At 70.0% G+C, this 9,570-nt stretch carries 7 protein-coding genes; 6 read left to right on the forward strand and 1 reads right to left on the reverse strand.

Features of this window, described 5'->3' with window-relative positions; all coding sequences use genetic code 11:
* Positions 1 to 34: 34 nt before the first annotated feature.
* Positions 35 to 1,258: an arginine deiminase gene (locus AB7V09_RS02600; protein ID WP_419142835.1), complete on the reverse strand. Its 1,224-nt coding sequence runs from the start codon at positions 1,256 to 1,258 to the stop codon at positions 35 to 37.
* A gap of 343 nt (positions 1,259 to 1,601) precedes the next feature.
* Between AB7V09_RS02600 and AB7V09_RS02605 the strand changes: the two genes are divergently transcribed.
* The 6 genes from AB7V09_RS02605 (at position 1,602) to AB7V09_RS02630 (ending at position 9,515) form a co-directional block, all read left to right on the forward strand.
* Positions 1,602 to 2,282, forward strand: coding sequence for an HAD family hydrolase (locus AB7V09_RS02605; RefSeq protein WP_043537655.1), 681 nt, complete (start codon positions 1,602 to 1,604; stop codon positions 2,280 to 2,282).
* A gap of 39 nt (positions 2,283 to 2,321) precedes the next feature.
* The gene (gene fmt / locus AB7V09_RS02610; protein WP_419142836.1) at positions 2,322 to 3,296 is read left to right on the forward strand and encodes a methionyl-tRNA formyltransferase; all 975 of its coding nucleotides are present in this window, start codon (positions 2,322 to 2,324) and stop codon (positions 3,294 to 3,296) included.
* A 245-nt stretch (positions 3,297 to 3,541) separates the two neighbouring features.
* Positions 3,542 to 4,933 (forward strand): RsmB/NOP family class I SAM-dependent RNA methyltransferase, encoded by a 1,392-nt coding sequence (locus AB7V09_RS02615; protein ID WP_419142837.1) that lies wholly within the window; start codon positions 3,542 to 3,544, stop codon positions 4,931 to 4,933.
* Between the two features lie 38 nt (positions 4,934 to 4,971).
* Positions 4,972 to 5,661, forward strand: a complete 690-nt coding sequence (gene rpe, locus AB7V09_RS02620; protein ID WP_419142838.1) for a ribulose-phosphate 3-epimerase — start codon at positions 4,972 to 4,974, stop codon at positions 5,659 to 5,661.
* Between the two features lie 383 nt (positions 5,662 to 6,044).
* Complete coding sequence (locus tag AB7V09_RS02625) at positions 6,045 to 7,880, forward strand: biotin carboxylase N-terminal domain-containing protein (protein WP_419142839.1); 1,836 nt, start codon at positions 6,045 to 6,047, stop codon at positions 7,878 to 7,880.
* A gap of 66 nt (positions 7,881 to 7,946) precedes the next feature.
* On the forward strand, positions 7,947 to 9,515 hold the full coding sequence (locus AB7V09_RS02630) for an acyl-CoA carboxylase subunit beta (RefSeq protein WP_232622600.1): 1,569 nt from the start codon (positions 7,947 to 7,949) through the stop codon (positions 9,513 to 9,515).
* Positions 9,516 to 9,570: the final 55 nt, after the last annotated feature.

Genomic DNA, 9,570 nt, shown 5'->3' on the forward strand with positions numbered 1-9,570 from the left:
TGATAGTTCTTCTTGTGTGTCGGCCAGGGCCGACTCAGGCAAGCGGGTCCCGCAGGGTTGGGCAGCTCATGCAGTGTGGACCACCGCGACCGCGACCGACCTCCGAACCGGGAATGGTCAGGACCTCGATGCCATGGGAAGTAAGGTACTCGTTCGTGTTGACGTTACGTTCATAGGTAACGATGACACCGGGGGTGATGGCCAGGGAGTTGGATCCGTCGTCCCACTGCTCACGGGCGGCGGCCATCGAGTCCTGGGGCGTGATGAGGACGTTGAGCTCGTCGACACCCAGGGCCCGGGCGATGACGTGGTACATGTCCTCGGGGGCGTTGCGTGTGACGCTGATCTGCTTGTCGCCGTCCGGGCGCAGCGTGAGCGTCGGCAGCTTCCCCAGGCCGCCGTAGATGGTGAATGTGCCGACGTCGACCATGGTCATTACCGTGTCCAGGTGCATCTGGGCGCGCGTCCGGTTCATCTCGACGGCGACGATCTGGTTCACCTTGCCTCCGGCGAACAGTCGGCTGGCGAGCCTTTCGATGCCCTGCGAGGTGGTGCGCTCGGAGACTCCGACCAGAACGGCGCCGTTGCCGATGATCTGGACGTCTCCACCCTCCACGGTGGCGGGGCCTGCCTGTGTGCCCTCGGACCACACGGGGAAGTCGGAGCCGGCGAAGAGAGGGTGCCAGCGGTAGATCGCCTCGTAGTTGATGGTCTCGCGCTGGCGGGCCGGCATCATCATCGAGTTGATGGACACCCCGTTGTAGATCCAGCAAGACGTATCGCGAGTGAAGAGGTGGTTGGGCAACGGCGGCAGAAGCAGGTCGTCGTCGTCCATGGAGGCCAGCACGAGCGAGTCCGGGCAGGAGGTGCGCTCGAGCAGCTCGGCCTTCGTGATCCCGGCAACGAGCACCTCGGCCAGCTCGGCCCCGGACAGCCCCTGAGCCAGGGCGCGCAGCGGATCGGCGGCGCTGGGGCCGTTGGTGTTCTCGTTGACGACTCGGTCCAGGACGTACTGCCTGGCTTCGGGCACCTCCAGGGTCTGGGCCAGCAGGTCGCTGAGGTAGAGCACCTCGATGTCGCGGTCGGTCAACACTCGTGCGAACTGGTCGTGCTCCTCCTGGGCCCGCTCGAGCCACAGCACGTCATCGAACAGGAGGTGGTCCTTGTTCTGCGGAGTGAGTCGGAGCATCTCGTTGCCGGGGCGGTGCAGGATGACCTGGCGAAGCTTTCCGATTTCGGAATCTACGGAAAATTCCATGACTCCCTCTCTGACACAGCACTGTGTCGCCGATGTGGATCATGACGCGCATCACGCGCTCTGACTGCAGAAGTGGTACGCCCGTACCGGAATGGTACGAGCGTACCAGGGTTCTTGAGAGTTGGAAACCCCCTGGTAGAAAGAAGTTTCAAACATGTTGATCGGGCGTTCTAGGTCGAAGGGTGATGTTGCTCCCACCAGGCGCTTTGCCGCTTCGGGCGCTGCTGTGGAGCGCCCCTGGACCGCCGATGCAGCGGACCCGCGTCAGTAGGTGACTCACAAACGTCAAGGGCGATCCGTCCCGGATGGATCCATCCGAGTCCCGAGGCGCCGGAGTGGGAGGATGGCGGACGTGAACGCACCGTCCCCCTTCGCCACGACCTCCAGCCCCGTAGACGCCGTCAGTGCCGTCGTCCTCGACTACGGCAACGTCCTGTACGCGTGGGAGCCCATGGCTGCCGTCGCCGGATACGTCTCAGCCGACGAGTGGGAGGAGTTCGTGGTCGACGGAGGGTTCCTGACCTGGAACGAACGACTCGACCGGGGAGAGCCCTTCGAACAGGTGCTCGCCGACTACACCCGGGCCCACCCCGGCCGCCCCGACTGGGCGGAGATCCTCTCCTTGTACCGTCAGCGCTTCGCCGAATCGCTGACGGGTCCCGTTCCCGGCATGGCCGCTCTGCTCGACGACCTCCTTGGGAGTGGCGTGGCGCTGTACGGGCTGACCAACTTCGACGCCGCGCCCTTCGAGCGGGCCAGGCTCCTGGTCCCCCAGCTCGAACGCTTCGTGGGCATCGTGGTCTCCGGGCGCGAGCACCTGGCCAAACCGGATGCCGCCATCTTCGACCTTCTTCTGAGTCGTTACCGTCTCCAGGCCTCCCGCACCCTGTTCATCGACGACTCGGCGGTCAACATCGAGGCGGCTGGTCGCCTGGGAATGCGCACCCACCACTTCACCGGTGTGGGACGGCTGCGCTCCGAGCTCGTCGCGCTGGGCCTGCTCCCCACGCCGGACCGGCATTGAACCCCGCACTGGGTGACGTCGCCCCTTAGACTCAGCCGCATGCGTGTGCTTTTCGCCGGAACCCCCGAGGCGGCCCTGCCCACCCTGGAGGCCCTCATCGCCAGTGAGCACGACGTCGTCGGGGTCCTCACCCGTGCTGACGCTCGCAAAGGGCGCGGCCGGACGCTGCACCCCTCGCCGGTGGCGGCCGTGGCTCGCGATGCGGGGCTCGATGTACGCACTCCGGCCACCCTCAAGGGGGAGCAGGCCGACGACGTGCACGCGTGGATCGGCGCTCTGAAGGCTGACGTCGCCGTCGTGGTCGCCTACGGTCGCCTGGTGCCGGCCGATCTGCTGGACGTCCCTGAGCACGGTTGGCTGAATCTGCACTTCTCTCTGCTGCCCGCGTGGCGCGGAGCCGCCCCGGTCCAGCGGGCGGTCATCGCCGGTGAGGAGGTCACCGGGGCCTGCGTGTTCCGCCTCGAGGAGGGGCTCGACACCGGTCCCGTCTATGGCCGACTCACGGAGGCCATCAGCGGTCGGGACACCAGCGGGGATCTGCTCGAGCGGCTGGCGCAGGCCGGGGCGCCCCTGGTCCTCGATGTGCTGCGCCGGGTTGAGGACGGCAGCGTGCGTCCGGAGCCGCAGGAGGACGCGCTGGCCACGCTGGCCCCCGTGCTCTCCTCGGCCGACGGTCTGATCCGCTGGGAGGATTCGGCGCTTGCCATTGACCGTCGGATCCGGGGCGTCACTCCGGCGCCGGGTGCCCACACCACTTACCTGGGGTCCCGGTTCCGTCTGGGGCCGGTCACCCCGGTCCCGGAGGTCACCGATCTGTTGCCCGGCCAGCTGCGCGCCACCAAGCGCGAGGTCCTCGTGGGAACCGGGGGCTGTGCCGTCCGTCTGGGGCAGGTCGCGCCCGCCGGGCGCAGCTGGATGCCTGCCGACGCCTGGGCCAGGGGAGCGCGTCCGGAGGTGGGGGCCGTCCTGGGGACCTCGTGCGTGACGAACGACGACGGTGAGGCGATGAGCTGATGGGGGAGCGATCGACACGCCGGGGCGCGTCGGGCGGCCACGACGAGAACCGGCGAGGCGCAGGCCGCGGGCGGAGTGGCGCTCCTGGCAGACGCCGGGAGCAACACGGCAGGCGAAGCGGGCGTGGCGGTCACCACGAGGGTGGACGCGGCCAGGGCCGGGGCCGGCGCTCCTTCAAGCAGGACGGCCCGCTGACGGGTGCATCGACGCGCTCGGCGCGAGGCCGATCTGGCTCGGCGCGTCAGGTGGCCCTGGAGGTGCTGACCCGCGTTCGCCGCGATGACGCCTTCGCCAACCTCCTTCTGCCCGAGCTGCTGGAGACCGCTGACCTGGATCGGCGTGACGCCGGCTTCGCCACTGCTCTGACCTACGGGACCCTGCGGCTGCGGGGTCGCTACGACGCGATGATCGCCGCTTGCACGGACCGTCCCCTGGAGCGCATCGATCCGGCCGTGCTCGACGTCCTGCGCTTGGGGGCCCACCAGCTCATGGGCATGCGGGTGGCTCAGCACGCCGCCGTGAGCACCACCGTGGACCTGGCCACCACCTCCTGCGGGCGCGGCGCGGCCACCTTCGTCAACGCGGTCATGCGTCGGCTTAGCGGGCGGGACCTGGACTCCTGGATGGATGAGCTGCGCCGGGACGCACCCGATGAGACGAGCGCTCTGGCCCGCACCCAGTCGCACCCGGAGTGGATCGTCAAGGCGCTGCGTCAGGCCCTGGTCACCCACGGCCGCAGCGGCGAGGAGCTCGAGGCCCTTCTGGCCGCGGACAACGCCGACCCCGAGGTGGCCCTGTGTGCCAGGCCCGGCCTCATCGCGCCGGAGGCGCTGGCCAAGGCCGCCCGCAAGGCCGACCGGGCGCACGACGTCGAGCCGCGTCCCGGCAGGATCAGTCCCCTCGCCGTCGTCATGGTCGGAGGAGATCCGGGCCGGATCGAGGCGATCCGCGACTGCCGGGCCGGGGTCGAGGACGAGGGCAGTCAGCTGGTGGCGCTCGTTGCGGCTCATGCCCCTGTGGAGGGCCGCGATGAGCGGTGGCTCGACCTGTGTGCCGGGCCCGGTGGCAAGGCCGCGCTTCTCGCCGCGAGGGCCGCGCAGACGGGCGCCCAGCTGCTGGCCAATGAGGTCAGCCCCCATCGGGCCGACCTGGTGCGCTCGGCCCTGCGAGCCATCGCGCCGGACGTCGCCCGGGTGCGTTGCGGTGATGGACGTGACCTCGGGCGCGATGAGCCCGGCGCCTACGACCGGGTCCTGGTCGACGCCCCCTGCACGGGGCTGGGGTCGCTGCGCCGCCGCCCCGAGGCCCGCTGGCGCCGACAGCCAGGGGACGTCACCGTTCTGGCCGAGCTTCAGCGCGAGCTGCTGGCCAGTGCCCTGCGCGCCGTGCGACGCGGGGGAGTGGTGACCTACGTGACCTGTTCCCCGCACGCCCTGGAGACGACCCTCGTGGTGCGTGACGTGACGCGGCTGCTGGAGCGCGAGGGCCTGCGCACCGAGCCCCTGCACGCCGGGGACGTCGCCACCCGCCTGGCCCCTCATCCGCCGGCCGGATCCGACCGGGAGGCGCTTCAGCTCTGGCCCCACCTCGACGGCACCGACGCCATGTTCTGCGCCCTGCTGCGCCGCACCAGCTGACTGACCAACCACACCAGCGCATCATGAGGAGCATCCCGATGACGGCCATCCACCCCTCGATCCTCAACTGCGACATCGCCCACCTGGCCGACGAGCTCGACCGGGTCACGGGCGGCGTCGGCGCCCGGGGCGCCGACGGGCTCCACGTCGATGTCATGGACAACCACTTCGTGCCCAACCTGTCATGGGGGCTGCCGGTGGTCGAGGCGGTGCTCGCCCATTCCTCGCTGCCCGTGGACGCCCACCTCATGATCCGCGACGCCGACCGCTGGGCGCCGGCCTACGCCGAGGCCGGCTGCCAGATCGTCACCCCCCATGCCGAGGCCACGACGGCGCCGGTGCGTCTGGCGCGCGAGCTCCACCGGCTCGGCGCCGGCGCGGGCATCGCCCTGAGGCCCGCCACCCCCCTGGAAGCTGTCGCCGATGTCCTGGGGGAGTTCGACCTCCTCCTGCTCATGACCGTGGAGCCGGGCTTCGGGGGCCAGTCCTTCATCGAGTCGATGCTGCCCAAGATCCGCCGGGCGCGCGAGCTGGTCGGTGCCAGGGGGCTCGACCTGCGAGTACAGGTCGATGGCGGCATCACCGCCCAGACGATTGAGCGCGCGGCCGATGCCGGGGCGGACGTCTTCGTCGCCGGGTCGGCCGTCTACCGGGCCGACGACGCCCTGGCCGCCATCTGCGAGCTGCGCGAGGCGGCCTCCTCGCACTGCCATGGCGCTCGCGGCTGACACTGATGACGCCGCGGGGCGCTGCCCGCGACCGGCAGCGACGCCCTGTTGGAGGAGGTGTTCGTGATGCAGGTGTGACAGCCGATGCGCTGGGCCACTCCGCCCCGTCGGGCTTGTGGGAAACCTCAAAGGCATTCGAGGGGCGGGAGACGTCTTTGTCAGGCCTCCGTTATGCCGCCCCATTACTGGGGTCTCGATTGTTACACCAACGCAACTCTCAGTCTTTGTGAGGTTTCCACAAATGGAATGTGGTGCCCTGACCACGTAACGTCATAGTCCAGTGGACCCGCCCCTCGACGATTGTAGGGAAAGCACGGATCCAACCCGCCGGCCCAAGGAGGGCCCGCCGCCAGCCCGGCAGCGTCCAGGTAAGGAGACTCTTGGTGACCCTCTCCCGTATCCTCATCGCCAACCGTGGTGAGATCGCACTGCGTATCGTGCGAACCGCCCGCGACCTTGGGGCGACGTCGATCCTTCCGTACACGCCCGAGGACCTCATGAGCCCCGCCGCAGAGCTCGCCGATGAGGCCTACGCACTGCCCGAGGGATCGTCCTACACCGACGCGGCGGCGCTGCTCGAGCTGGCCCGCGCCACCGGCGCGGACGCCATCCACCCCGGATACGGGTTCCTGTCCGAGGACGCAGACTTCGCCCGCTCCATCATCGAGGCGGGGATCACCTGGGTCGGGCCCTCGCCCGAGGCCATGGACGCCCTCGGAGACAAGATGAGCGCCCGAGCCACCGCCGAGCGGGCCCAGGTCGCCCCGGTGCCGGGCATCACCGACTCGGTCACCGACGCCGAGACCGTCATCGCCTTCGCCGCCGCCCACGGCTACCCGGTCGCCCTGAAGCGCACCGACGGTGGCGGGGGACGCGGCATCACCGTCCTGCACAATGACGACGAGGTCCGGGCCACCCCGGCCTTCGAGTCCGCGGCGCAGGGCGGCGGAACCCTCATCCTGGAGCGGTTCGTCACGGCCGCACGTCACGTCGAGACCCAGTGCGCCCGCGACAGCCACGGCGGTTTCGCCGTGGTCTCCACCCGCGACTGCTCCCTGCAGCGACGCAACCAGAAGCTCCTCGAGGAGGCTCCCGCGCCCTTCCTGCCCGAGGGCGTCCACGGGCGTCTGGTCGAGGCCTCCCGTCGCCTCCTGGAGACGGTCGACTACGTCGGCGTGGCCACCTGCGAGTTCCTCCTGACCCCCGAGGGCGATATCTGGTTCCTGGAGGTCAACCCCCGTCTGCAGGTGGAGCACTGCGTCACCGAGGAGGTCGCCGGCACCGATCTGGTCGAAATCCAGCTGCGCATCGCCGAGGGCGGTCACCTCGGACAGGTCAACGAGCCCCGCGGTCACAGCCTCGAGCTGCGCATCACCTGTGAGGATCCCGCCCGAGGTCTGGCCCCCTCCACCGGTACCATCACCCGCCTGCGCTGGCCGGCCGGTCCCGGTATCCGCATCGAGTCCGGAGTCACTGAGGGCGACGTCGTCACCCCCTTGTTCGATCCGATGCTCGCCAAGATCATCATCACCGGTGCCAGCCGGGAGCAGGCCATCGCCCGAGCCCGGCGAGCCCTGCGGGAGACGGTGGTCGAGGGCGTCACCGTGTGCACCGCCCTGCACTCCGAGGTCCTGACCCGCCCCGAGTTCACCGCCCCCGACGAGACCGGGCGGCTGGCTGTGACCACGCGGTGGATCGAGAACGAGGTGCTGCCCGATCTCGCCGACGCCGCGGCGACGTCGCAGGCCGACGGATCGGCGGAGACGGTCGCCAACCCGCGTACCCGCTCCAGCTACATCATCGAGCTCAACGGCCGCCGCATGCAGCTGACCCTGCCCGACGGGATCCTCGCCCCCTCCAACCCGGCCCGAGGCTTCAGCCCCCGCAGCAACCGGGCCCAGCCGCTGCGCGGCCGTTCGGGCGCGACCCGCTCACCTCGAGGCGCAGCCCCTGGTGAGACCGGGACCGCCGGCGGTGAGCCCGGTGTCATCGCCGCCCCCATGCAGGCCATCGTCACCCGGATCTGCGTGGAGCCGGCCCAGCCGGTCTGCCAGGGCGATCTGCTCGTGGTCCTGGAGTCCATGAAGATGGAGAACTACGTCCACGCGCCCAGCGACGGCACCATCTCGGAGATCCCCGTCAGCGCCGGACGCACCGTCTCGGCCGGCGATGTCCTGGTGCGCATGAGCACCCCCGAGAACGACTCCGAGGAGGCCTGAACCGTGACCACCGCCCCCATCACCGGCCCCGGCGCACCTGCCGAGACACCGGCCCAGGGAACCACTATGGCCGACTCGGAGGCCACCACCGCCTTCCGCCAGCGCATCGCCCGCATCGACCGGGAGGCCGAGGAGCACGCCGCCGCCCGTCAGCACGCCAAGGGCAAGCGCACCGCCCGCGAGCGCATCAACGACCTGCTCGACGACTCTACCTTCCTGGAGATCGGCCGCTACTCCGGTTCAGGTGCCGGCGACAAGGCCCGCCCCTCGGGCGTCGTCACCGGCTTCGGCCAGATCGACGGCCGCCAGGTGGCCGTCTACTCCCAGGACTTCTCCGTCTCCGGCGGCGCCCTGGGCACCATCGAGGGGGACAAGATCGTCCGCCTCCTGGACGACGCCCTGCGCCTGCGCATCCCCGTCATCGGACTCATCGACTCCGGCGGCGCCAAGATCCAGGAGGGCGTGGGAGCTCTGCGCCAGTACGGGCGCATCTTCAACCGCACTTGCGCCGCCTCCGGACTGGTCCCGCAGATCAGCGTCATCCTGGGACCCTGCGCCGGCGGCGCCGTCTACAGCCCGGCCTTGACCGACTTCGTTATCGCCACCCGCCAGGCCTCGCACATGTTCGTCACCGGACCCGACGTCGTGCGCGCCACGACCGGCGAGCAGATCAGCGCCGAGGACCTCGGCGGTGCACAGATCCACGGCTCGGTCTCCGGGGTCGTGCACTACGTGGCCGACGACGAGGAGGACGCCCTGGGGCAGGTCCGCACCTTCCTGGCCTACCTGCCCTCCTCATCCGAGGTCAGCGCCCCCCTGTACGCCTACGACGACGCCGACGCCCAGGCCGACGCTGAGGCCGCCCGCAGTGTCGGCGAGATCGTCCCGGCCTCCACCCGGCAGGCCTACGACGTCGTCGAGGTGGTCTCGGCCGTCGTCGACCACGGTGAGCTCGTCCAGGTCCAGGAGGAGTTCGCACCCAACGTCGTGGTCGGCTTCGCATGCTTCGAGGGCCACCCGGTGGGGATCGTCGCCAACCAGCCGCTGGTGGACGCAGGCACCCTGGACGTCGACGCCTCTGAGAAGCTCGCCCGCTTCGTGCGCTTCTGCGACGCCTTCGGGCTGCCGGTGGTCACCTTCGTCGACGTCCCCGGCTACCGTCCCGGAGCCGAGCAGGAGCACGCCGGCATCATCCGCCGCGGAGCCAAGGTCATCAACGCCTACGCCACCGCCACTGTGCCGCTGGTGACGATCGTTTTGCGCAAGGCCTATGGCGGCGCCTACATCGTCATGGGCTCCAAGGCCATCGGCGCCGACCTCAACTTCTGCTGGCCGGGAGCCGAGATCGCCGTCCTGGGCGCCGCCGGCGCCGTCGGCATCATCCACCGCCGCGACCTGGCCAAGGTCCGTGACGAGCAGGGGGAGGAGGCCGCTACCGCCGAGCACGAGCGGCTCGTGGCCGAGTACACCGACGCCGTCATCAACCCGGACAAGGCCGTGGCCATCGGTGAGATCGACGCCGTCATCGCCCCTGAGGACACCCGCAACGTCATCGTCGACTCACTGGCCGCGCTGCGCGCCAAGAACGACGCCCGCCCCGAGTCCCCCAAGAAGCATGACAACATCCCCCTCTGACCCCGGCTCCGAGACCCACTCGCCTCCGCCTCCGCCGTTTTCCCCCTCTTCACCC

Source organism: Actinomyces sp. SKVG-SVH-4(1) (assembly GCF_048514265.1).
GTDB lineage: Bacteria > Actinomycetota > Actinomycetes > Actinomycetales > Actinomycetaceae > Actinomyces > Actinomyces oris.